Annotated in this window: 21 protein-coding genes; 9 read left to right on the top strand and 12 right to left on the bottom strand. The window is 63.2% G+C overall.

The window, feature by feature from the left end; genetic code table 11:
* Positions 1 to 24 precede the first annotated feature (24 nt).
* A complete protein-coding gene (locus tag JOE27_RS10275; RefSeq protein WP_204918672.1) occupies positions 25 to 1,608 on the bottom strand; it encodes an FGGY-family carbohydrate kinase in 1,584 nt (527 codons plus the stop codon).
* Positions 1,609 to 1,844: 236 nt separating this feature from the next.
* Between JOE27_RS10275 and JOE27_RS10270 the strand changes: the two genes are divergently transcribed.
* The 4 genes from JOE27_RS10270 to mqo all read left to right on the top strand — a co-directional run bounded on the left by JOE27_RS10270 (position 1,845) and on the right by mqo (position 6,116).
* Entirely contained in the window at positions 1,845 to 2,843 is a 999-nt protein-coding gene (locus JOE27_RS10270; RefSeq protein ID WP_046787999.1) for a LacI family DNA-binding transcriptional regulator, read from the top strand.
* Between the two features lie 166 nt (positions 2,844 to 3,009).
* On the top strand, positions 3,010 to 3,738 hold the full coding sequence (locus JOE27_RS10265) for an SDR family oxidoreductase (RefSeq protein ID WP_204918670.1): 729 nt from the start codon (positions 3,010 to 3,012) through the stop codon (positions 3,736 to 3,738).
* Positions 3,739 to 3,958: 220 nt separating this feature from the next.
* Complete coding sequence (locus JOE27_RS10260; protein WP_008097338.1) at positions 3,959 to 4,150, top strand: DUF4223 family protein; 192 nt, start codon at positions 3,959 to 3,961, stop codon at positions 4,148 to 4,150.
* 328 nt (positions 4,151 to 4,478) lie between these two features.
* Complete coding sequence (mqo, locus tag JOE27_RS10255) at positions 4,479 to 6,116, top strand: malate dehydrogenase (quinone) (protein WP_046788001.1); 1,638 nt, start codon at positions 4,479 to 4,481, stop codon at positions 6,114 to 6,116.
* A gap of 82 nt (positions 6,117 to 6,198) precedes the next feature.
* Here mqo and JOE27_RS10250 read toward each other — a convergent pair whose 3' ends face one another.
* Positions 6,199 to 6,534, bottom strand: coding sequence for a helix-turn-helix domain-containing protein (locus tag JOE27_RS10250; protein ID WP_012315737.1), 336 nt, complete (start codon positions 6,532 to 6,534; stop codon positions 6,199 to 6,201).
* A gap of 49 nt (positions 6,535 to 6,583) precedes the next feature.
* Between JOE27_RS10250 and xenA the strand changes: the two genes are divergently transcribed.
* A complete protein-coding gene (gene xenA / locus JOE27_RS10245; protein ID WP_204918667.1) occupies positions 6,584 to 7,675 on the top strand; it encodes a xenobiotic reductase XenA in 1,092 nt (363 codons plus the stop codon).
* A 130-nt stretch (positions 7,676 to 7,805) separates the two neighbouring features.
* Here the strand turns inward: xenA and JOE27_RS10240 are convergent, their stop codons facing one another.
* From JOE27_RS10240 to JOE27_RS10220, 5 genes are all read right to left on the bottom strand, one after another.
* A complete protein-coding gene (locus JOE27_RS10240; RefSeq protein ID WP_119687629.1) occupies positions 7,806 to 9,056 on the bottom strand; it encodes an FAD-dependent oxidoreductase in 1,251 nt (416 codons plus the stop codon).
* Between the two features lie 3 nt (positions 9,057 to 9,059).
* Complete coding sequence (locus tag JOE27_RS10235; protein ID WP_119687628.1) at positions 9,060 to 10,637, bottom strand: aldehyde dehydrogenase (NADP(+)); 1,578 nt, start codon at positions 10,635 to 10,637, stop codon at positions 9,060 to 9,062.
* Positions 10,638 to 10,691: 54 nt separating this feature from the next.
* Positions 10,692 to 11,639, bottom strand: coding sequence for a dihydrodipicolinate synthase family protein (locus JOE27_RS10230; protein WP_115274078.1), 948 nt, complete (start codon positions 11,637 to 11,639; stop codon positions 10,692 to 10,694).
* Between the two features lie 55 nt (positions 11,640 to 11,694).
* Positions 11,695 to 12,621 carry a 4-hydroxyproline epimerase gene (locus tag JOE27_RS10225; protein WP_046788006.1) on the bottom strand — a complete coding sequence of 309 codons (927 nt, stop codon included), beginning with the start codon at positions 12,619 to 12,621 and terminating at the stop codon, positions 11,695 to 11,697.
* Between the two features lie 66 nt (positions 12,622 to 12,687).
* Positions 12,688 to 14,304 (bottom strand): APC family permease, encoded by a 1,617-nt coding sequence (locus JOE27_RS10220; protein ID WP_115274079.1) that lies wholly within the window; start codon positions 14,302 to 14,304, stop codon positions 12,688 to 12,690.
* Positions 14,305 to 14,589: 285 nt separating this feature from the next.
* Here JOE27_RS10220 and JOE27_RS10215 point away from each other — a divergent pair, with 285 nt between their 5' ends.
* The gene (locus tag JOE27_RS10215) at positions 14,590 to 15,372 is read left to right on the top strand and encodes an AraC family transcriptional regulator (RefSeq protein WP_115274080.1); all 783 of its coding nucleotides are present in this window, start codon (positions 14,590 to 14,592) and stop codon (positions 15,370 to 15,372) included.
* Here the strand turns inward: JOE27_RS10215 and JOE27_RS10210 are convergent.
* On the bottom strand, positions 15,360 to 16,247 hold the full coding sequence (locus tag JOE27_RS10210; RefSeq protein ID WP_115274081.1) for a LysR family transcriptional regulator: 888 nt from the start codon (positions 16,245 to 16,247) through the stop codon (positions 15,360 to 15,362). The genes JOE27_RS10215 and JOE27_RS10210 overlap by 13 nt on opposite strands.
* Positions 16,248 to 16,386: 139 nt before the next feature.
* On the opposite strand from JOE27_RS10210, the gene moaB reads away from it, so the two are divergent.
* Positions 16,387 to 16,926, top strand: coding sequence for a molybdenum cofactor biosynthesis protein B (moaB, locus tag JOE27_RS10205; RefSeq protein WP_046788010.1), 540 nt, complete (start codon positions 16,387 to 16,389; stop codon positions 16,924 to 16,926).
* A 42-nt stretch (positions 16,927 to 16,968) separates the two neighbouring features.
* On the opposite strand, the gene JOE27_RS10200 is transcribed toward moaB, so the two are convergent.
* Together JOE27_RS10200 and moaA are read right to left on the bottom strand one after the other, a co-directional pair.
* Positions 16,969 to 17,868: a bestrophin family protein gene (locus JOE27_RS10200; RefSeq protein ID WP_196996884.1), complete on the bottom strand. Its 900-nt coding sequence runs from the start codon at positions 17,866 to 17,868 to the stop codon at positions 16,969 to 16,971.
* Positions 17,869 to 17,888: 20 nt separating this feature from the next.
* Positions 17,889 to 18,893 carry a GTP 3',8-cyclase MoaA gene (gene moaA / locus JOE27_RS10195; RefSeq protein WP_204918665.1) on the bottom strand — a complete coding sequence of 335 codons (1,005 nt, stop codon included), beginning with the start codon at positions 18,891 to 18,893 and terminating at the stop codon, positions 17,889 to 17,891.
* A 320-nt stretch (positions 18,894 to 19,213) separates the two neighbouring features.
* Here moaA and JOE27_RS10190 point away from each other — a divergent pair, with 320 nt between their 5' ends.
* The gene (locus tag JOE27_RS10190) at positions 19,214 to 21,541 is read left to right on the top strand and encodes an FdhF/YdeP family oxidoreductase (RefSeq protein WP_204918662.1); all 2,328 of its coding nucleotides are present in this window, start codon (positions 19,214 to 19,216) and stop codon (positions 21,539 to 21,541) included.
* A gap of 23 nt (positions 21,542 to 21,564) precedes the next feature.
* On the opposite strand, the gene JOE27_RS10185 is transcribed toward JOE27_RS10190, so the two are convergent.
* Positions 21,565 to 22,026, bottom strand: coding sequence for an Lrp/AsnC family transcriptional regulator (locus tag JOE27_RS10185; RefSeq protein WP_012315727.1), 462 nt, complete (start codon positions 22,024 to 22,026; stop codon positions 21,565 to 21,567).
* A gap of 122 nt (positions 22,027 to 22,148) precedes the next feature.
* Between JOE27_RS10185 and JOE27_RS10180 the strand changes: the two genes are divergently transcribed.
* Positions 22,149 to 23,333: an aminotransferase class I/II-fold pyridoxal phosphate-dependent enzyme gene (locus tag JOE27_RS10180; protein ID WP_115274086.1), complete on the top strand. Its 1,185-nt coding sequence runs from the start codon at positions 22,149 to 22,151 to the stop codon at positions 23,331 to 23,333.
* Positions 23,334 to 23,401: 68 nt separating this feature from the next.
* Here JOE27_RS10180 and JOE27_RS10175 read toward each other — a convergent pair whose 3' ends face one another.
* Complete coding sequence (locus JOE27_RS10175; protein WP_012315725.1) at positions 23,402 to 23,638, bottom strand: YdcH family protein; 237 nt, start codon at positions 23,636 to 23,638, stop codon at positions 23,402 to 23,404.
* Between the last annotated feature and the right edge of the window lie 76 nt (positions 23,639 to 23,714).

Here is a 23,714-nt window from a genome sequence, read left to right as displayed (position 1 = left end):
GCTGGAACCCTTTGGTGGTTGATGTCAGACGGCCATGGGCTGTGCGGGGTGCGATGGCTCGGGCAGGGGCGTGGCCTGGTCTGCCAGCCCATGCATGATGGGTTTCAGGGCGTGGTAGGCCGCGCAGTAATGAACGAACATCTGGTCATACAGGGCTTTGTTCGCGGGGTTGGGGTCGGCCCGTCGGCGCAGGGTGCGCCAGTTGCGGATAGCTTCGACGTCCTCGATGGCGCCGATTGCCAGTGCCGCGAGCATGGCGCCACCCAGCGGCGCTTCGACCTGCTGCTCGATGGTGAACACGGCATGGCCGGTGATATCGGCGATGATCTGCATCCACAGGTTCGACGCCGTGCCACCCCCTACCACGATCAAGTGCGGATCAAGCTGCAGCCCTGCCTGGTTGCCCATTTGCATGTTGTGACGCAAGGCAAACGCCAGCCCCTCCAGTACTGCGCGGTACAGATGAGCCTTGTGGTGGAACAGCGACAGCCCTATATAGGCCCCCGATGCCTTGGCATCCCAGATGGGGCTGCGCTCGCCCATCAGGTAGGGCAGGAACAACAGGCCTTCTGCACCGGCGGGCGTCTTGGCAGCGTCCTGCTCCATCAGTTGGTGCACCTCGGCGCCAGGCGACAGGGCAGCGGCCTGCTTTTCCTGTGCACAGAACTGCTCACGGAACCAGCTGATTGCGGCACCGGCGGTAATGGCGCCGCCGAAACTGTAGGTGTTGGCGCCAGCATCGTAGACGTAAGGCATGTTGATCAGCCCTTTGCAGGCAGCGCTGCGCTGCTTGATGAAGCCCCAGCACATGCTGGTGCCCAGCATCGCGACATGGTTGCCTGGCGCAATGACCCCTGCGGCCAGTGTGGCCATCGCTGCATCGACTCCGCCGGCAACTACCTTGGTGCCTGGCTGTAGCCCTAGCCGCTGCGCCGCAGCCGGTAGCAGGCTGCCAATGACCTGCCCGGGCGCAACCAGGCGTTGCGGCATCAGGTGGGCGTCGATGCCCAGGGCATCGAGCATCAGAGGCGACCAGCCACGCGTTGCGAGGTCGTAGATGCCGCCGATATTGCCCGCTGAACTGTGGTCCACGGCCAGCTCGCCGGTCAGGTGGTACTGCACAAAGCTGTTGGGCGGCAGCAGGTAGCGCGCCTTGGCCCAGACCTCTGGCTGGTTGCGCTTGATCCACAGCATCTTGGTATAGCCGTAGTAGCTGTCGACACCGTTGCCCGTTATGCGCTGCAACTGTTCCACATCCACATTTTCGCGCACCCATTCGGCCTCGGCGATGGCCCGGCGGTCCATCCAGATGAGGCAGGGGTGAAGGGGGTTGATGTCGGCGTCCACCGGGATGCCCGAGCCCCCGTAGAGGCTGCTGATGCAGATGGCTTTGATCTGGGCGGCTGGTACTTGGCTGCGGCGGATGCTGGTCGCGACAGTTTCGTAGACAGCGTCCAGCCACACCTGCGGCCATTGCTGCGCCCACAACGGTCGAGGTTGCTCGACCTGGTAGCTGACGCAGGCCTGGGCCAGCATTCCACCCTCGGTTGACATCAAGAGAGCCTTGGTACTTTGCGTGCCGATGTCGACACCAATCACGTAGTCCATTGTTGTCCCTTTTATTATTGGCGTGGTGGTTTATGTAGACGTGAACATTTTTTTGGCGATTTTATCCGACGGCAGTTTCAAGTCGCGGCTGATCAATCCATGGTTGCAAATGTTAACGTCAACATTTCGGGACGCTAGCACAACACGATTGTCACCACAATACGCATGCACGGTTGTGGCCTGGCGTACAATCGCTGAAAATCACGGCGCCCGCAGCCAGCCACCATCGAGGGTTCATGACCAGACCAGGCAAAGCCACCATCACCGACATCGCCAAACGCGTGAACATGACTACCGTCACGGTGTCGCGGGCGCTCAACCAGCCAGAGAAGGTCAAGAAACAGACGCTGGAGCTCATCCTCAAGGTGGCCAAAGAGCTCAACTACGTGCCCAATGCCTTTGCCCGCAACCTCAAGAATCGCGAGAGCCGGCTGTTGGGCCTGGTCACGGCAAGCCTGGAAAACCCGTTCTACGGCGAGATCATCAAGGCGATAACGCGCGAGGCGAAGAAGCGCGACTACACCTTGATGCTGTTCGATACCGATGGCTCGCCAGAGCTGGAGGCGCGGGCGATCGATACGCTGCTCAGCTATCAGGTTGCCGGGGTGATCCTCTCGGTGATCAGCGACGACGACCAATACCAGCCGAGCTATCTGGCCAAGCTGGAGATGGCCGCCATCCCGGTCGTCCAGATCGACCGCCAGCTCACAGGTGCGCCGTTTGCCGGCGTCTACCTGGACAACGAGCAGAGCGGCTATCAGGGCGCGCGCGCGTTGTTGGCACAGGGGCGGCGCCGGCTGCTGGTCGTCGCCGGGCCGCAACGCTCGAAGATTTCCCTGGCGCGGCTGGCAGGCATTCGACGCGCATTGGAGCAGTGGCCAGAGCCTACCGTGCTGGAGGTCGTGCATGGGGACTACACCCAGGCGCCGGCACGTGATGTGGTGCGTAGTTACCTGCAAAGTGGCAAGTGGCCCGATGTCATCTTTGGCCTCAATGCGCTCATGACCTTGGGCGCGCTGCAGGCCATGCGCGAGGTTGGCTTGAGCCGCAATGACATAGCGCTGTTCAGCATCGACCAGGTGCACTATGCCGAGATCTATGGCCAGCCCATCCCTTGCATCAGCCATAGCAGCGTCGAGTTGGGTGTAGGCGCGATCAACCTGTTGCTTGGCCAGATCGACGATCCTTCGCAACCGCTGCGCGACCAAGTCATTGAAGGGCAGCTACTGCTCTGACCTGCCAACCACTGGCGGGTACATATCTGGTTAAAAATGTAGACGTTGACATTTGGCGCTGAGCTGGCGTCAGATTGAGCCCGCAAGCGATTCGAGTGGTATGTAAACGTCTACATAAAAATAATCAAAGTGCCCTTTGTTCGTCAGGGGGCCAGGGAGGTGGCGAATGGCAACGCAACTCGAAGGTAAAGTGGCAGCGGTCACAGGCGCTGCGTCGGGAATAGGCCTGGCATCGGCCGAGGCGATGGTGGCAGCGGGTGCCAGGGTGGTCATGATCGACCGGGATGAAGCCGCCTTGGCCAGCGCGTGTGAACGCCTGGGGGAGGCGGCCATGCCGTTGGTGATCGACCTGCTGGTGCCTGAGCGCTGTGCAACGCTGCTGCCGGGTGTGCTGGCGAAGGCCGGCCAGCTCGACATTCTGTATGCCAACGCCGGTTGCTACGTGGGCGGTGATCTGGTTGATGCGGATGTGGCGGCCATCGACCGCATGCTGAACCTCAACGTCAATGCCGTGATCAAGAATGTGCACGATGTGTTGCCGCACATGATAGAGAGGGGGACGGGCGACATTCTGGTGACAGGCTCGGTGGCCGGGCATTTTCCGGTTCCCTGGGAGCCGGTGTACTCGGCCTCCAAGTGGGCGGTCAACTGCTTCGTGCAGACGGTGCGCCGCCAGGTCAAGGCTCACGGTATCCGTGTCGGCGCCGTGTCGCCTGGCCCGGTCAGCAGTGCACTGCTGGCCGATTGGCCGGAAGAAAACCTTAAAAAGGCCAAGGCGAACGGTAGCCTGATCGAACCATCCGACATAGCCGATGCGGTCATGTACATGCTCACGCGCCCGCGTAACGTGACGATTCGGGACATGATCGTGCTGCCTTCGGCATTTGATATGTAACGGATGCACTCAACATCAACCGCTGCAGGCGTGATCTTGTCGAGGCAGCCTGCAGCGTAAGTTGGTCTGCGGTGGTGTCTTATTTCAAAGCACTACCGAAACCCGCTGCTGGATTGGATGGCGGCCTATCTTCGAATGCGACTTGGATCCAATACTCCGGTTCTGTATCATCCGGCCGCCATCAGAATGATGGCCGATGATTATTTAAAGGACTGAAGTAATGAAAAAGCTGTTCAAGGCCACCGTAGCCGTTGCTGTCGTTTCGGGCGTTGCCCTGCTGTCCGGTTGCACTGGCCAAGTTTACAACCAGCAGAAAAACTGCTCGTACGACTACCTGTTCCACCCATCGGTTTCCATCTCCAAGGTCATCGGTGGCTGCGGCCCGATCGATAAGCTGCCTCAGCCGCAGTAAGCTTGGCGATACCCTGATCGCGTCACCTGTGACCTGATCCAAAGCCCCCAGTCATGCATATGGCTGGGGGCTTTTGTTTGTCTGGCGTGACAACCTGCCGCTGGGACAACCTGCCGCCTTGCTTGTACGCCCGCAATTTGTTTGTGCTGGCATTTCAGATACAATCAGCGAAACGATTCAGCCCTGTCGGTCAATACGACAAAAGCCTGGGTCGTTTTCTGGTTCTTTAAGCCGCTGAACAATGATCACAAAAAGCCTGCGCACAAGAACACGAAGCACCTGGGCCAGCCACAGGCCCGTCCTCCGTTCTACAGACTGGAATTGATCAATGTTCAAGAAAGCTGGCAAGACCTTGCTGGGTCTGGCTGTCGCTGCGAGCTTCATGCAAGCGCACGCCGCAGAAACCAAGAAAGTCGATGTGCTGCTGGTCGGCGGCGGCATCATGAGCTCCACCCTGGCCGTGTGGCTGCACGAGCTGGAGCCAAGCTGGTCGATGGAGATGGTCGAGCGCCTGGATGGCGTCGCCGAAGAAAGCTCCAACGGCTGGAACAACGCCGGCACCGGCCACTCCGCGCTGGCTGAGCTGAACTACACCCCGGAAGACAAAGACGGCAACGTCAACATCACCAAGGCCATCGAAATCAACGAAGCCTTCCAGATCTCCCGCCAGTTCTGGTCGTGGCAGGTCCGTCAGGGCGTGCTGAAGAATCCGCATTCGTTCATCAACACCACCCCGCACATGAGCTTCGTGTGGGGCGATGACAACATCAAGTTCCTCAAGAAGCGTTATGACGCGCTGCAGGCAAGCCCGCTGTTCCGCTCGATGCAGTACTCCGAGGACCACGCGCAGATCGCCAAGTGGGTCCCGCTGATGATGGAAGGCCGCGACCCGAACCAGAAGCTGGCGGTGACCTGGACGCCACTGGGCACCGACGTGAACTTCGGTGAAATCACCCGCCAGTTCGTCGGCCACCTGAAGACCCAGGACAACTTCACCCTGAAGCTGTCCAGCGAAGTCCAGGACATCACCCGCAACGAGGACGGCTCCTGGCACGTCGAGTACAAGAACCTGAAGGACGGTACCGAGTCGGCCACCGACGCCAAGTTCCTGTTCATCGGTGCCGGCGGCGGCGCGTTGAAGCTGCTGCAGAAGTCGGGCATTCCTGAAGCCAAGGAATACGCAGGCTTCCCGGTCGGCGGTTCGTTCCTGGTGACAGAGAACCCGACCATCGCCATGCAGCACATGGCCAAGGCCTATGGCATCGCCTCGACCGGCGCGCCACCCATGTCGGTACCGCACCTGGACACCCGTGTGCTGGACGGCAAGCGCGTGATCCTGTTCGGGCCATTCGCCACCTTCTCGACCAAGTTCCTGAAGAACGGTTCGTACCTGGACCTGCTCAGCAGCACCACCATGCACAACGTGTGGCCAATGACCAAGGTCGGCATCGAGCAGTACCCGCTGGTCGAGTACCTCGCTGGCCAGCTGATGCTGTCGGACGACGACCGCTTCGAAGCGCTGCGCACCTACTTCCCGAACGCCAAGAAGGAAGACTGGAAGCTGTGGCAGGCCGGTCAGCGCGTGCAGATCATCAAGCGTGACGCAGACAAGGGCGGCGTGCTGAAGCTGGGTACCGAAGTGGTGGCCTCGCAAGACCGCACCATCGCCGGCCTGCTGGGCGCATCGCCAGGCGCCTCGACCGCCGCGCCGATCATGCTGAACGTCCTGGAAACCGTGTTCAAGGACAAGGTCGCCACCCCGCAATGGCAAGCCAAGATCAAAGAGATCGTGCCGAGCTACGGCACCAAGCTCAACGATTCGGCAGCGGCCACGCAGAAAGAGTGGAACTACACCGCTGAAGTCCTGCAGCTGGAGAAGCCGCCGGTCATTGACCAGAGCGTCGGTACCAGCACGGGTGCTAGCCAGCCGGTTGAGAGCAAGCCAGAGAACGACATGGCGCTGTAAGCGTCAGCGTTGTGATCGAAAGCCACGGGGGTGACCTCGTGGTTTTTTTTTGCTTGTTCCGGCCCCCACAGCCAACTCTGGCTCACCGCTGACGCAAAATGCACTCCAGCAAACCGGGGAAGCGTGCATCGAGCATTTCGCTGCGCAGTGAGTTCATATGGGTAGTGCCCACATTGCGCGTTTGCACCAGCCCCGCATCGCGCAACACGCGAAAATGATGGGACATGCTGGACTTCGGCCGGCCGCCGTCCAGCTCGCCGCAGCTGGCTTCCGCCACGCCTGCCAGGTGGCGCACGATTTCCATGCGTACAGGGTCGCTCAGCGCATACAGCAGGCGCTCGAGGATCAGGTCTTCAGGGGTGGGATGTTTGTAGGCTCGCATGGGCGTCATGATAACGGGGGTTTCATTAATTGCCATAGTTCGATTATGATCGAACTATCGTATTCAGATGAACCCGGAGTTCTCCATGTCCGCACTGTTCGAACCCTATACCCTCAAAGACGTCACCTTGCGCAACCGCATCGCCATTCCGCCGATGTGCCAGTACATGGCCGAGGACGGCATGATCAACGATTGGCACCAGGTGCATTACGCCGGCCTGGCCCGTGGTGGCGCCGGCCTGCTGGTGGTCGAAGCCACTGCGGTGGCGCCGCAAGGGCGTATCACCCCCGGTTGCGCCGGTATCTGGAGCGATGCCCATGCCCAGGCCTTTGTGCCGGTGGTGCAGGCGATCAAGGCTGCAGGCTCGGTGCCGGGCATCCAGATCGCCCACGCGGGGCGCAAGGCCAGTGCCAACCGCCCGTGGGAAGGTGATGACCATATCGCCGCGGATGACGCGCGAGGCTGGGACACCATCGCCCCGTCGGCCATCGCCTTCGGCGCCCACTTGCCGAAAGTGCCGCGTGAAATGACCCTGGACGACATTGCCCGGGTCAAGCAGGACTTCGTCGATGCCGCACGTCGAGCGCGTGATGCGGGCTTTGAATGGATCGAACTGCACTTCGCTCACGGCTACCTGGGGCAGAGCTTCTTCTCCGAGCACTCCAACCAGCGCACCGATGCCTACGGTGGCAGCTTCGAGAACCGCAGCCGCTTCCTGCTGGAAACCCTGGCAGCCGTGCGCGAGGTGTGGCCGGAAAACCTGCCGCTGACCGTCCGCTTTGGCGTGCTGGAATACGACGGCCGTGATGAGCAGACGCTGGAAGAGTCCATCGAGTTGGCCCGCCTGTTCAAGGCGGGTGGCCTGGACCTGCTCAGTGTCAGCGTCGGCTTCACCATCCCGGACACCAACATTCCATGGGGCCCTGCCTTCATGGGGCCGATCGCTGAGCGTGTGCGTCGTGAGGCAGGTTTGCCAGTGACTTCGGCGTGGGGCTTCGGTACCCCGCAGTTGGCGGAAGGGGCGTTGAAAGCCAATCAGCTCGACCTGGTGTCGGTGGGGCGTGCGCACCTGGCTGACCCGCACTGGGCGTATTTTGCGGCCAAGGAACTGGGCGTCGATAAAGCCTCGTGGACTTTGCCTGCGCCTTACGCGCACTGGCTTGAGCGTTATCGCTGATTCCTGGAGGGGCTGCTGTGCAGCCCAATCGCCGGCAAGCCGGCTCCTGCACAGGCATCACTGCTATCTGGCATTGTGCAATTCTGTAGGAGCCGGCTTGCCGGCGATTGGGCCGCACAGCGGCCCCGGCTCAAAACCGATCCAACCGGTAACCCTTCAACTCGGCACGAAGCTCCCGTTCAGCCAACCCCGCCACCCATTCCGCTGTCACCGCCGCCTGGGTCAACCCCAGGTGCTGATGCCCAAACGCTAGCAGCACGCGCCCATCACACACCCGGTCGATCACCGGCAGCGAGTCCGGCAGCGAAGGCCGCAAGCCCATCCACGGCGTCGCCCCTTCGGCATTCAGTTCACGCTGGAACAAACCCTTGCTCAACCGGTGCAACTGCCACGCCCGCTGCATGCTCGGCGGTGCATCGAGACCGGCGAACTCCACCGTGCCAGCCAGGCGCAAGCCCTCGGCCATTGGCGTCATGATGAACTTGCGCTCCAGCGAGGTGACGGCGAATGGCAAGCGCTGCTGCTCGCCAGGCAGCATCAGGTGATAGCCACGCTCGGTGTCCAGAGGGACTCGTTTGCCGGTCAGAGCCGTGGTCAGTTGCGCTGAGTGCGCGCCGCAACTGATTAGCACCTGGCGCGCATGGAACGTACCTTGGCCGGTGTTGAGCTGCACGCCATTGCCATTCAGTTGTCCGCCATCGACCTGCGCCTGGACGAAGCGCACGCCACTGGCCTTGGCGGCTTCGAACAACTCGATTACCACGCGGTAAGGGTCGATGAAATGCCCGGTACGGGGGAAAAACAAGCCGCCCAAGATCGACGAGGTCAACTCTGGCGCAGCGGCGCGCACCGTGTCGGCCGACCAGAATTCAGCCGGCACCGCCTGCTGTTGCATGCGTGCCTGCAACGCTTCCAGTGCCGGGCGCGACTCGGCGCGCTCGAACACCAGCAACGAGCCGTCCTCCTTGAACAGCTCGCTGCGCCCGATGGAGCCGAGCAAACGCTGCCAGGCGCCCAGGCTGCCTTCGTTCAGTGCACGGATGCCGGCCACGCTGCGCTGGAACGGCTCCGGGCGCAGGTTGAGCAGCAGCCGGGTGAACCAGGGCAACGCCTTGGGCAGGTACTTCCAGTCCAGCCGCAGGGGCCCCATCGGGTCCAGCAGCATGCGCGGCAGGCGCTTGAGGATCGACAGGTCGGCAATCGGGAACACCTGCTCGGTAGCCAGGTGTCCGGCATTGCCGTAGGAGGCGCCGTGGCCCGGCGGTTGGCGGTCGATCAGCAGCACGCGGCGGCCCTGGCGGGCCAGTTGCAGGGCGCAGGCGACACCGACAATGCCGGCGCCGACCACAGCGATATCGGTCTGGGAGGGGGCGTGGGCCATGATTCAGTGTTCCCGCTTGCCGTCGAGCAAGCGCCGCACCTGCAGCGGGTTTGCGTGCTTCAGCGCCTGCGGCAGCAAGGCATCGGGGAAGTCCTGATAGCACACCGGCCGCAGAAAACGCAGGATCGCAGCCGTGCCCACCGAGGTGCTGCGCGCATCGGACGTTGCCGGGAACGGCCCGCCGTGGACCATCGCATCGCACACCTCAACCCCGGTCGGCCAGCCATTGACCAGCAGGCGCCCGGCCTTGCGTTCGAGGGTCGGCAGCAGGCTGCGGGCGCTGTCGAGGTCGGCATCGTCCAGGTGCAGGGTCGCGGTCAGTTGGCCTTCCAAGTGCTCGGCCACCTGGCGGACTTGTTCATCGCTGTCGCAGGCCACCACCAACGAAGCGGCGCCAAACACCTCGGCCTGCAAGCCCGGGTCGGCGAGAAACGCGCTGGCCTGGGTGACGAACAGCTGAGCCTGGCACTGGTTCGGGCCTTGCGGGGGTTGGCCGCAGGCCGCGACCTTGGCATTGCTGTTTTCGGTCAGGGCGCCCACACCCGCTGCGTAGGCATTGAAAATGCCCGGGGTCAGCATGGTCTGCGCCGCTGCATGGCGTACTTGCTCGCTGGCGGCGGCGACAAAACGCTGCAGTGCCGGGCCTTGGCGGGCGACTATCAGGCCGGGGTTGGTGCAGAACTGCCCGGCGCCCTGGGTCAACGAGGCAACGAAACCTTGGGCCAGTACCTCACCACGCGCCTGCAAGGCTGCGTCGAACAGGAACACCGGGTTGATCGAGCTCATCTCGGCATACACCGGGATCGGTTCCGGGCGCGCCTGAGCCGCGTGGCACAGGGCCAAACCGCCGCTGCGCGAACCGGTGAAGCCAACGGCCTTGATCCGCGGGTCGCTGACCAGGGCGATGCCCACTTCACGCCCAGCACCATACAGCAGCGAGAAGACGCCCTCTGGCAGGCCGCACAGCTGCACGGCGCGAGCGACGGCCTGGCCGACCAGCTCACTGGTGCCCGGGTGCGCGCCGTGTGCCTTGACCACCACCGGGCAGCCGGCGGCCAGGGCCGAGGCGGTGTCGCCACCGGCCACCGAGAAGGCCAGCGGGAAGTTGCTGGCGCCAAACACCGCTACCGGCCCCAAGGCCACCTGGCGCTGGCGCAGGTCGGCGCGCGGCAGGGGCTGACGCTGTGGTTGGGCGGCATCGACGCGCACATCCAGCCATTCACCACTGCGCACCACGCGGGCGAAGGTGCGCAGTTGGCCACAGGTACGGCCCCGTTCGCCCAGGATACGTGCCTTGGGCAGGCCACTTTCGGCCACGGCACGGCCGATCAAGGCATCGCCCAGCGCTTCTATCTGCTGGGCGATGGTTTCGAGAAAGATTGCGCGTTGCTCCAGTGAGGTTTCGCGGTAGGCGTCGAACGCAGCCCAGGCCAGTTCGCAGGCGTGGGCCACGTGTTCCCCGGTACCGCCGGCATAGGCGGGTTCCAGGGGCTGGTTGGTAGCCGGGTCGATGGCGCGGATCGCTTCGCGGCTGCCGGGTACGGGGCGTTGGCCGATCAGCAGTTTGCCTGTCAGGGGCATGGAGCCTCCTTCATAGTCGGGTTCTGGATCGGGGCTGCCAAGCAGCCCCAGGGTTCAGGCCAGGTTCTGCTCGGCCGACCAGCTGGCATACCACGTGCGGAACAGCGCGTACTGCTGTTCGGCGTAGTTGCGCTGGGCGTCGGTGAGCGCATCGGTTTCGTTGAAGTGCAGGCTGTATTCGCGGTCGCCGTTGAGCACCATCAGGTGTTTGTAATACAGCACCAGGTCGCAGCCCTCATCGAACGACGACAGCACCGCCAATGCCGACTCCAGCTCGCGTGCCAGGCGGCGGGCCCTGGCGTCACCCTTGGCCGCTTGCTTGCTCAGGCTCACCAGTTGCAGCACTTCACGCGGCAGGGCATTGCCGATGCCGGTAATGGCGCCGGTGGCGTTGCAGTTGACGAAACCATGGACTACCTGGGTATCCACGCCGACCATCAGGGTCACATCGTCGTCTTTGGAGGTGATGTGCTCGGCGGCGTAGCGCAGGTCGGCACCACCACCGAACTCCTTGAAACCGATCAGGTTCGGGTAGTCGCGGCGCAGTTCGAAGAACAGGTCGGCACGGGTGGCAAAGCCGTAGTAGGGGCTGTTGTAGATCACTGCAGGCAGCTTCGGCGCCGCTTGCAGGATCGCGGCGAAGTGGTGCTTTTGGGCGATCAGAGAGGCGCCACGCGACAGCACGCGGGGGATGACCATCAGGCCGGCGGCGCCGACCTTGGCGGCATGGGCTGCATGGGCCACGGCTTCACGGGTGTTCACCGCGCCGGTGCCGACGATGGTCGGGATGCCGGCGGCAACCAGGCGCGCCACGCCCTCCTGGCGCTCGGTTTCGGTCAGCAGTGGCCAGTCGCCCATCGAGCCGCAGTAGACCACGGCGCTCATGCCGGCCTCGATCAGCTCGCGCCCTTTGCGCACAAGGGCGTCGAAGTCTGGCTTGCGCTCGGCGGTGCAGGGTGTCATCAGGGCAGGCATGCAGCCGGTGAAAATATTGTCGCTCATGGGTATCACTCCTTGCAGTATTCAGTCTGGGTTGCGAAGAAAATGGCCTGGGCAGTCAGATGCCCCAGGCGAAAGGGTCTTGTTCGTCGATCAGCAGGGTACTGTCGGCGGTCATGTAGGCGCGGCCGGTGATGAACGGGCGAATATGCTCACCTTCGCGCTCGTAGCGGCCGTGGAACTGGCTGCCGGTAATGCTGGCCTGGACCCAGGTCTGGCCTTCGGCGAGCTTGCCGTCGGCGGCCAGGCAGGCCAGCTTGGCGCTGGTGCCGGTGCCGCAAGGCGAGCGGTCATAGGCCTTGCCGGGGCACATGACGAAGTTGCGGCTGTCGGCATCAGGGTCGGCGGCAAACAGCTCGATATGGTCGATGGGGGCGCCGTGCTCGCCGGTGATGCCTTGGGCCTCCAGGGCCTTGAGCATTGCCCAGGTGAACGCGGTGAGAGCTTCGCGGTTGTCCAGCTCGATGCGCTGGCCGTGCTCTGAAACCAGGAAGAACCAGTTGCCGCCCCAGGCGATGTCGCCGTGCACCACGCCATGGCCTGGCACGTCCACCGATACCTGCCGGCGGTAGCGATAGGACGGCACGTTGCCGACGGTGACCGCGCCGTCCTCGTGCAGGGTGGCGCTGACCTGGCCGACCGGCGTGTCGATTTTGTGCACGCCCGGCTGGATCAGCCCCAGGTGCCGTAGCGAGGCGACCAGCCCGATGGTGCCGTGGCCACACATGTTCAGGTACCCGGCATTGTTGAAAAAGATCACCCCACAAGTGGCGTCTTCCGACACCGGTGCGCAGTACAGCGCACCGACCAGCACATCGTTGCCGCGTGGCTCCAGCAGGCAGGCGCGGCGCCAGTGGTCGTGCAGCTCGCGCAACTCATCGCGCTGCTCGGCCATGCTGCGCCCATTGAGTTGCGGGAAGCCATTCATTACCAGGCGGGTCGGTTCGCCGCCGGTGTGCGAGTCGATGACGTGAACGTGTTTCATGGGCATGTCCATTCTCTAGTGAGCCTGCTTTTGTGCTGGTTGTGCCGGCGACAGGGCCAGTAGCCTTCAGGAGGCCAGTGCAGCCGGGCGAGCGGCGGCCTGGGCCTCGTGGCTTGTTTCGCTTTCGTCTTCGCCTTCCAGGCGCACCAGGTGGGCCGGCACGCCGGTGGCAGCACCCCAGTAGTAGATGCCCAGCGCGCAGGCCGCGACGACCACGGTATCGAACGGGTGGCCGATCACGCCCAGGCCGCCGAAACTGCCCAGCCAGGAAAGCAGGATGGTCACCGCGTAAAAGCCGATCAGCCAGGCGCTGGAGCGCACCTGCTGGGCCAGCGACAGGTGCTGGGTCGGCACGAAGCGGCCGCACAGCAGGTACAGCACGAACATCACGATCTGCAGGGCCAGTAGCCACGACACGGTGTTCCAGCCGGACCAGTAGACGATCAGCGCGGCGATGATGAACGACAGCGGGCCCAGCACGCCCATGCCCTTGACCCGGAACGGGCGTGGCATATCTGGCGCATTGCGGCGCAGGGCAGCGACGGTGACCGGCGCTACGGCATAGCTCAGCACCAGGGCTGCAGACACCACGTTGATCAGCGCTTCCCAGGACGGAAAGGGCAGGGTCCAGAACACTGACAGGCCGAAGGTCAGCCACAGCGCCGGGCGTGGGATGCCCGATTGCTCGTCGATGCGGGTGAAATACTTGAAGAAGGTGCCGGTCTGGGCCCAGCCATAGATCACCCGCGGGGTGGCGTTCATGTAGATGTTGCCGCAGCCGCTGGGGGAGATCACCGCATCGGCCACCACCAGGTAGGCCAGCCAGCCTACGCCCAGGGCCAAGGCGATGTCACGGTAGGGCAGGGCCAGTTCCTTGGTCACCGAAGCCCAGCCGTTGGTCAGCATTTCGGTTGGCACGCTGCCAAGGAAGGCCAGTTGCAGCAGGGCATAGATCGCGGTGGACAGCAGCACGGAGAGGATCAGCGCGATGGGTATGGTGCGCTGTGGGTTCTTGACCTCGCTTGCCACCGAGATGATTGGTGTCAGGCCCAGGTAAGCGAAGATGATGCCGCCAGCCGAGACGGCCATTTCCACACCGGACATGCCGAAGGGGGCGAAGCCCTGGACCTCGAAGTTCTCTGGCTTGAAGAAGGTGAACAGCACACCGATCACCAGCAGCGGCACGATGAACTTGAACACGCTGACCAGGTTGTTGGCCTTGGCGAAGGTCTTGACGCTGCGGTAGTTGAGTAGGAAGAACAGCCCCAGCAGCGCAAACTGCACCAACCAGCCGAGCACGGTGGGGTCGCTGGAGCCGGCCTTGGTCAGGCCAGGGAACCAGGCCGCGGCGTACTGGCGTGATGCGACCACTTCGATGGCGATCAGGCTGGAGAAGGCGATCAGGGTGATGAAACCCATCAGGTAGCCGAGCAGCGGGCCGTGCGAGTACACCGGGTAGCGCACCACACCCCCTGCGCGTGGCAGCGCGGCGCCGAGCTCGCAGTAAACGATGCCCAGTAGCAGTACGGCGAAGCCGCCGAGAAACCAGGAGAGGATGCCGGCCGGCCCGGCAATGGCCGAAACGTGGCTGGCGGCGAACAGCCAGCCGGAGCCGAAGATGGCGCCGAGGCCGATGAAGGTGAGGTCCAGCAATGACAGCTGTTTCTTGAATTTGCCTGACATGGGGTCGCCTTTTTGTAGGTTTTGGATAGGCAGGTCTGATGTCACCAGGTGCGGCTTTTGGGGCCGCGCTCTTGTAGGTCTTGGGCGGCTTGCGTGGGAACTAGAGTGGACCGAACGGGGCCACGGTTCTTGATGGTTTTCTGCAGGGCAGATGACGAAATCGGCACAATTGCAGAAAAGACTGGCGCGCCGGTCGCCAGGCTGGATAGGCTGGAGGCCCTGCTGTACAAGGGTTTGAGAGTTTTGCCGGCGATGGCGCCGGTGCAGACACTAGAGAATTGACTGATGGCCGACGCCACCCTGGCAGCCCTGTACCAGAACTTGGACCAGCAGCGCCCCGCCAGCCTTCAGGCACTGCTCGCCGGGGTATCCCTGCTGTTGCCGATCCTCGATGCCATCCCCAACGCCGCGATCTTCATCAAGGATCCGGATGCCCGCTATGTGCTGGCCAACAACACCCTGGTTCAGCGCTGCGGCCTCAAGCGCCTGCAACCACTGTTGGGCAAGACCAGCGCCGAAGTCTTCCCGGCGCAACTGGGCCCCGGTTATACCGAGCAGGACCGTCGTGTGCTCAAGGATGGGCTGGTGCTGGAAGACCAGCTCGAGCTGCACCTGTACGGCAGCCGTGAACCGGGCTGGTGCCTGACGCACAAGCGCCCGCTGCACGACAGTGCTGGCCAGATCATCGGGCTGGTAGGCATTTCGGTCGACCTGCAGTCAGCGGCAGACACGCACCCCGCCTACCAGCGCCTGGCCGCGGTGGACGAGCATATTCGGCGGCACTTTCATCAACCGATCAGCCTGGGTGAACTGACCCGCATTGCCGGCATTTCCGTCGCGCAACTGGAGCGCTACTGCAAGCGGGTATTCCACCTCACACCTCGGCAAATGATTCACAAGGCGCGGCTGGAACATGCCCATCGGCTGCTGCACAGCGACTTGCCGATCACCGAAGTGGCGTTGCAGTGCGGTTACACCGACCACAGTGCTTTCAGCCGGCAGTTCAAGCAACTTACGGGTTTTACACCGCGCCAGTACCGTCAGGCGACTGCCGCTCAGGAGGGCTGAAACAGTGTGCGGGCCTCGTCAAAACACTGTTCGGCAATCGCCGAGCGCGGCTCGCTGCGGCGCAGCAGCAGGCCGACGGGGCTGTGGATGCTGGCGTCGGTGATCGGGATGATGCGCATGTGCTCGCTCAGGTCTTCCAACCCGCAATCGAGCGGCATGATTGCGCAGCACACGCCGGTGTTGATGGCTTGAACCAACTGGAAGCTCGAGTCGCTTTCCAGCACGGCATTGGGTTCCAGGCTGCGGCTGCGAAAGCTCAGGTCGAGCGACTGACGGTAGTGCATCCCCTTGCTCAGCAAGCCCAGAGGGATTTCGCCCAGTTCCTCCCAACGCAGGGTGTCGGCTTCGAACTGGAAGTGCCGGGTATCGTGCAGCAGGCCCATGGTGGTGGTGCCCAGTTCGATCACCTCGAAGAAGTTGGCGTTGACCTGGTCCAGATAGCAGATCCCCAGGTCGAGCTGGTTGCGGCTCAGGCCATCCATGATCTGCTCGGTGCTGTGCGAGCTGAGCTGAAACTGCAGCTCGGGGTATTTTTCGCGCAGCGGCAGCAGCAGCTGCATGGGGTTGAAGCTGGCCAGCGGCACGGTGCCCAGGCGCAAGCTACCAACCACTTGGCCGCGGCAGCTGGCTGCCTCGGCCTGCAGGCCATCATGGGCGGCGAGCAGGGTGCGGGCCCAGGCCAGGATGCGCTCGCCGGCTTCGGTGAAGCCCTCGAAGCGCTGGCCGCGTTTGACCAGCACCAGTTCCAGTTCGTCTTCCAGGTTGCGCAGGCGCATGGACAGGGTCGGCTGGGTGATATGGCACAGCGCCGCAGCCTGGCCGAAGTGGCGGGTCTGGTCGAGGGCGATGAGGAACTTGAGCTGCTTGATGTCCATGGGAGTGCCTGGGGTCTGGTTGTGCTGACCTTAACCAAGTCAGCGATAGATGTCATTGATCGGGCGGTACGGCATATCGATTGGACGCGCTCTGGTCATGTCTCTAGCGTAACGACCATGCCATACAAGGAGCTTCACTGTGCGCGTTCAATCCGACGCGGTCTTCGTACCGCTCAATATCGCCGTACTGACGGTCAGCGACACCCGCACCTACGACAACGACACTTCGGGTGAGCTGCTCGCCAGCCGCCCGGTGCAGATTGGCCATCGCCTGGTGGCGCGTGCGCTGCTCAAGGACGACCTGTACAAGATCCGCGCCCAGGTGGCCACCTGGATTGCCGATGAGCAGGTGCAGGTGGTGCTGATCACCGGCGGCACCGGTTTCACCGGGCGGGACAGCACACCGGAAGCGGTGGAGTGCCTGTTCGATCGGCGTATCGACGGTTTCGGCGAGCTGTTCCGGGCGTTGTCCATTCTTGATGTCGGTACCTCGACCGTGCAGAGCCGGGCGTTGGCCGGCATGGCCAATGGCACTCTGGTGTGCTGCCTGCCAGGTTCTACCGGTGCCTGCCGCACGGCGTGGGAAGGCATCCTGGTGGAGCAGCTGGATGCGCGGCACCAGCCTTGTAATTTTGTGAAGCACCTTAAGCCCATCGCGCCCTGCGACACACGCGGTTGATCAGTTCCGGCCCTATCGCCAGCTTGCCGGCGATAGGGCCAGTCAGCTCAACACATGCTCCACCGGCTGCAGCGCCGGTGGCAGCGGCTCCACGCCCAAGGCCCCCAGCACATCCCGCTCGACCGTGCGCACCATGGCATCGGTCGGCAGGTCGTTCTCGTCTCGCCCGAACGGGTCTTCCAGTTCATTGCCGATCGCATCCAGCCCAAAGAAGGTGTACCCCACAATGGTGGTAAACAGCGGTGCCAGCCAGCCCAGCGGCTCGGCCAGCGCGAACGGCAGCAACAGGCAGAAGATGTAGATGGTCCGGTGCAGCAGTAGGGTATAGGGAAAGGGCAGCGGTGTGCCCTTGATCCGCTCGCAGGTGGCCTGTACCTCTGACAGCCCGACCAGGCGTTGTTCCAACAGGCTGTAGCGCCAGTCGCTGATTTGCTGCTGCTCGGCCAGGCGTGAGCAGCGGGCGCCAACCTCCTGCAAAATACCGTCGCAGACATTGTGCGGGCGGATCGCAGCGGGGTTGGCCAGCCACGGCCGGGCGGCGGCCCCCTCATCCTCGTTGCGCAACCGGGCATTGAGCGCATGGGCAAAGCCGCACAGGCTGCGCAGCACCTCGGCGCGCAGCTTTTCATCGGCGATCACCACGCTCTCACGTACGAACGAGCGGGTCTCGATGATCATCTTCCCCCAGGCCTTGCGCCCTTCCCACCAACGGTCGTAACAGGCATTGTTGCGAAAGCTCATGAAGATCGACAGCGACAGGCCAAGCAGCGTGAAGGGGGTGGCGCTGACGGGGTAGAAAAACGCCGGGAAGTGGCGTTCGACCAGCACGATCAAGGCGGCGAGCAAGGTGACCATCAGGCAGCGCAAGGCAATGCGCTTGACAATCGAACCCTTGAGGGTGAACAGCACGCGCAACACATCGGGGCGAGAGTGAACGATCATGGAAGTCCAGAGACGGCCGGTCAGCCGCCGGTCATGTTCATGAAGCGCAGGATCTGCACATCGCCACCGACCTCGAAATGATGGCGGTAGGGCTTGAGGTGCAGTGAATCGCGGATGGCTTTTTCCAGCCGCTCGGCATCACCCGGGTGGGCACGCAGCACCTGTTTGAGGTCCATCGAATGTTCATTGCCCAGGCACAGCAGCAGCCGGCCTTCGACGGTCAGGCGCACACGGTTGCAGGTGGCGCAGAAGTTGTGGCTGTGCGGCGAGATGAACCCGACACGGGTGCTCGCCGCTTCTGCCAGGCGCCAGTAACGCGCCGGGCCCTGGGACGACTCGGTCGATTCGATCAGGGTGAATTGCTCGGCCAACCGCGCGCGCACTTCGTCGCTGGAGCAGAACGACTCGCCGCGTTCATGCTCGTTGATCACGCCCAGCGGCATTTCTTCAATGAAAGTGATGTCCAGTTCGCGGTCGATGGCAAAGCGCACCAGGTCGACCAGCTCATGGTCGTTGCGCCCCTTGAGCACCACGCAGTTGAGTTTGATGCGCTGAAAACCCGCGCGGCGGGCCGCGTCGATGCCGGCGATCACCTGGGCCAGGTCGCCGGTGCGGGTCAGTTGCTTGAAACGTTCTGCATCGAGGCTGTCGAGGCTGATGTTCAGGCGTGACAGGCCGGCGTCGAACAGCGGCTGAGCCAGGCGGTGGAGCTGCGAGCCGTTGCTGGTCATGCACAGTTCACGCAGGCCGGGCAGGGCGGCAATGCGCCCGCACAGGTCGACGATGCCCTGGCGGACCAGCGGCTCGCCGCCGGTGAGGCGAATCTTGCGAGTGCCTAAGGCGACGAAGCGTTCAGCCACCTGGAACAATTCCTCAAGGCTGAGGATCTGCTGGCGCGGCAGGAACTGCATGTCTTCAGCCATGCAGTAGACGCAACGGAAGTCGCAGCGGTCCGTGACCGACATCCGCAGGTAGTCGATTTTCCGGTTGAAGCCGTCGATCAGGGCCCGGCTGTTCTGTTCCACGTTCGCGCTCGGCAGGGGAGGAGTACTGGTTCCACGCTATAACCTGCGGTGTTCGCCGTCAAATTGCTTTGCCCGACTGCTTGATCAATCTCATCTATCACGGCTGCAGGGCCAGTACTCCAAGGCCTTGATCGGATGGTCGCGTTTGCGTGATTACCCGCGGAGGGAACGCTGCCAACACCAGCCCATCATCGAAACGGCCTATCACCCCGTAAGACATTTCGATTGGACGGCCCCCTGTCGGCCTCCATAGGCTGGAAAACAAGCACCGGACGACACGATCCGCTGCACTTTTCGATGCCCGCGTGAGGATTGACCGCATGAGCCAGGACGACCATATCAGGGACTACAAGGGGCCGGCCGCCGGCTGGGGCGCGCTCAAGAGCGTGACCAAGAGCTGGCTGGGCAGTGACAACGCCTTCAAGAACCTGCGGGCCATGCTCAAGACCAACCAGAACGGCGGTTTCGACTGCCCCGGCTGCGCCTGGGGCGAGTCGCCGGAAAGCGACATGGTCAAGTTCTGCGAGAACGGCGCCAAGGCGGTCAACTGGGAGGCCACCGGCCGTTCGGTCGACCCCGCGTTTTTTGCCAGGTACAGCGTCAGCGCGCTGGCCGAGCAGACCGACTACTGGCTCGAATACCAGGGCCGCCTGACCCACCCGATGCGCTACGATGCGGCTACCGACCATTACGTCGAAACCTCCTGGGAAGAGGCCTTTGCCCTGATTGCCCGGCACTTGCAGGCGCTCGATTCGCCCGATGAGGCCGAGTTCTACACCTCCGGCCGGGCCAGCAACGAGGCGGCATTCCTCTACCAGCTGTTCGTCCGCGCCTATGGCACCAACAACTTCCCTGACTGTTCGAACATGTGCCATGAGGCCAGTGGCGTGGGCATGTCGGAAACCCTCGGCGTAGGCAAGGGCACCGTGGTGTTTCACGACCTGGAACTGGCCGACGCGATCTTCGTCATCGGCCAGAACCCCGGCACCAATCACCCGCGCATGCTCGAACCGCTGCGTGAAGCGGTCAAGCGCGGCGCCCAGGTGGTGTGCTTCAACCCGCTCAAAGAGCGTGGCCTGGAGCGCTTCCAGCACCCGCAGCACCCGTTCGAAATGCTCAGCAACGGCTCCGAGCCGACCAACACCGCCTACTTCCGCCCAGCCCTGGGCGGCGACATGGCGGCCATGCGCGGCATTGCCAAGTACCTGCTGCAGTGGGAGCGCGAAGCCCAGGCCAAGGGTGAACCAGCGGTATTGGACCATGACTTCATCGCCGCGCACACCAGCGGTGTGGACGCCTACCTGGCGGCAGTGGATGCCACCTCGTGGGACCATATCGTCGAGCAGTCCGGCCTGACCCTGGCCGAGATCGAGCTGGCCGCGCGCATGTACCGCAAGGCCGAGCGGGTGATCATGTGCTGGGCGATGGGCATCACCCAGCACCGTCACTCGGTGCCGACCGTGCAGGAGATTGTCAACCTGCAACTGTTGCGCGGCAACGTCGGCAAGCCCGGGGCGGGCCTGTCGCCGGTGCGTGGCCACAGCAACGTGCAAGGCGACCGCACCATGGGCATCGACGAGAAACCCAGGGCGGCGTTGCTCGATGCCTTGGAAAAACGCTTCCAGTTCCGCGTACCTCGCGCCCATGGGCACAACGCGGTGCTGGCGATCCAGGCCATGGAGCAACAGCGTGCCAAGGTGTTCATCGCGCTGGGTGGCAACTTCGCCCAGGCGACGCCGGACACCCCCCGCACCCACGCGGCCCTGCGCAACTGTGCGCTGACGGTGCAAATCTCCACCAAGCTCAACCGTTCGCACCTGGTCACTGGCCGCGATGCGCTGATCCTGCCCTGCCTGGGGCGCACCGAGATCGACCTGCAAGCCGGCGGGCCGCAGGGCGTGACCGTGGAAGACACCTTCAGCATGGTGCATATCTCCCATGGCCAACTGCGCCCGCGTTCCCCGCACATGCGGTCGGAACCCTGGATCATTGCCGGCATGGCCAAGGCCACGCTGGGCAACAAGCCCATCGATTGGGAATACGCCGTTGCCGACTATGGCCGTATTCGCAGCATGATCGCCGATGTCATCCCCGGCTTTGCCAACTTCAACCAGCGCCTGCAGCAGCCAGGCGGTTTCCACTTGGGCAACAGTGCCGCCCAGCGCAGCTGGCGCACGGCGACCGGCAAGGCGCGTTTCAGTGCCAGCCCGTTGCCAGAGCATCTGGTCAATGCCCAGGTGCTCGCCCGTGGCGACAAGCCTGACCTGATCCTGCAGACGATGCGCTCGCATGACCAGTACAACACCACGCTTTATGGGCTAGATGATCGTTATCGGGGCGTGTTTGGCCTGCGAGAAGTGGTGTTCGTCAGCGAGGCGGACATCCGCCGCCTGGGCTTCGAGCCGGGTGAGCACGTAGACCTGGTGTCACTGTGGGATGACGGTGTGGAGCGCCGGGTATCGGGCTTCCGCCTGGTGCCCTACGACATTCCCGATGGGCAGGCAGCGGCCTACTACCCGGAAACCAACCCGCTGGTGCCGTTGGAAAGTTACGGCGAGGGCACCTATACGCCGACGTCGAAATTCGTGGCGATTCGCCTTGAGAAGGCCAAGGCCGGGAACCGGATCGAAGCGGTGGCGGCGCAGTGATGGGGCGCTAAGGCAGGCACCGATCAGGGCCTGTGTACCGGGAAAGCCGTGGTGTATTTCATCTGCTCCATGGCAAAGCTGGACGTGATGTTGGAGAGCCCATCGGTGCTGGTAATCAGCTTTTTGTAGAACCGGTCGTAGGCGGCGATATCCCCCACCACCACCCGCAGCATGTAATCCCAGTCCCCTGACATGCGATAGAACTCCATCACCTCCTCGAAGCCTTTCACCGTCTCGGCAAACTGCTCAAGCCAGGCGCTGTCGTGGCGCTGGGTCTTGAGCTGGACGAATACCGTCAGGCCCAGGCCCAGGCGTTCGGGGTCGAGCAGGGCGACGCGGCCGAGGATGTAGCCATCCTCTTCCAGGCGTTTGACCCGCTTCCAGCAGGGGGTGGTGGACAGGTTGACGGCTTCGGCCAGGTCCTTGAGCGAGAGCGAGGCGTCGCGCTGGAGCAGGGTGAGGATGTGCTGGTCGAAACTGTCCATGAGGATCCGCTGGCGGTCAGGAAAATATTCCCCAGATTACCCCAACGATAGAAAAAATTCCCGCAACCGCCGGCGTTGTGGCGGCAGGTGATTGTGCGATAGTTGCGCACTTACATCTGCCAATGGGCCCGACCATGTCCGACAAGCCGCGCAATTTCGCCACCCGTACCATCCACGCCGGTGAGCAGTTCAGTGTCGCCGACAACGCGATCTTCCCGCCTATCTACACCGCCAGCTCGTATATCAAGCGCAGCCTCGATGACAACCCCGAGTACGCCTACAGCCGCGTCGGCAACCCGACCCGGCATGCCTATGAAAGCTGTGTCGCGGCGCTTGAAGAGGGTGTTGGCGCGGTGGCCTGTGCCTCCGGTGTAAACGCCACCGCCACGGTGCTGGAGCTGCTCCCCAAGGACGCTCATGTGGTGGTGATGAACGGTGTCTACGGCGGCACCTTCCGCATTCTTGAAGACTACCGCGCACGCACGTCGGGCCTTACCACCACCTATGTCGACCTCAACGATGTCGCGGCCGTAGCGGCGGCGATCAAACCCGAAACCCAGTTGATCTGGATCGAGTCGCCGACCAACCCGTTGCTGCACCTGGTCGACATCAAGGCGGTCTGCGACCTGGCACGGGCGCGTGGCATCCTCACCTGCATCGACAACACCTTCTGCTCGCCGTGGAACCAGCGGCCGATCACCCTCGGTGTGGACCTGGTGATGCATTCGGCCAGCAAATACATTGGCGGCCACTCCGACCTGACCGGCGGCGTGGTGGTGGCTGCCAATGACGCCTTGCTGGGGCGCCTGCGCAAGATCAGCATGGCCGTGGGGGCAATCCAGGGCCCGTTCGACTGTTACCTGGCCCTGCGTGGCCTGAAGACCCTCGACGTGCGCATGGAGCGCCAGTGTGCCAATGCCCTGCAGGTGGCACGCTTTCTGGAAAGCCATCCGCAGATCGAGCAGGTGTATTACCCGGGCCTGGAGAGCCACCCGCAGCACGCGCTGTGCAAACGCCAGATGCGCGCTGGCGGGGCGGTGGTGGCAATGAAGGTCAAGAACGGTGACCGGGCGGCGCTCAACCGCCTGGTGGAGGCATTGCAGATCTTTGTCCTGGCCGATTCGCTGGGCGGCGTGGAGAGCATGATCAACCACTCCTGGAGCATGTCGCACAACTCACTGAGCCCCGAGCAGAAGGGGGTGATGGGCATCAGTGAAAGCCTGTTGCGGCTGTCGATCGGGATCGAGGATTACCGGGACCTGATCGAAGACCTGGACGGGGCTTTGAACGCATCGGCTGCTGTGTAACGGGTGTTGGGCCTGTCGCCGGCAAGCGGGCTTGCCGGCGACAGGCCGATTGATTCAGCAGAGAGCCATCAGGATTTCGGCGGATGAATGATTCGCTCGATCTTGTCCTTGATCAGCAGGCGCTCCTTGCGCAGGCGGTTGACGGTATCGTCGTTGGTCCCATTGCCTTCGGCGGCCACCACCTCCTTGTCTTTGGCGTTGTATTCCTTGTGCAGGGCATGCAGCGTCTGGTCCTTGTCTATCAGTGCCTGGAATGCATCGGCGGTAACGTGCAAGTCAGCGAGCAGATCATGCGGAACTGGCATTTCTTCACCTCTGTCAGGGTTGTCAGTAAGGTCCTGACCTTTGAGGATAGCCGCCTTTGCGCGGGTAGGGGACTGG

Source organism: Pseudomonas sp. M5 (assembly GCF_016907075.1).
Taxonomy (GTDB): domain Bacteria; phylum Pseudomonadota; class Gammaproteobacteria; order Pseudomonadales; family Pseudomonadaceae; genus Aquipseudomonas; species Aquipseudomonas putida_E.
This window is presented reverse-complemented; position numbering and strand designations above follow the sequence as displayed.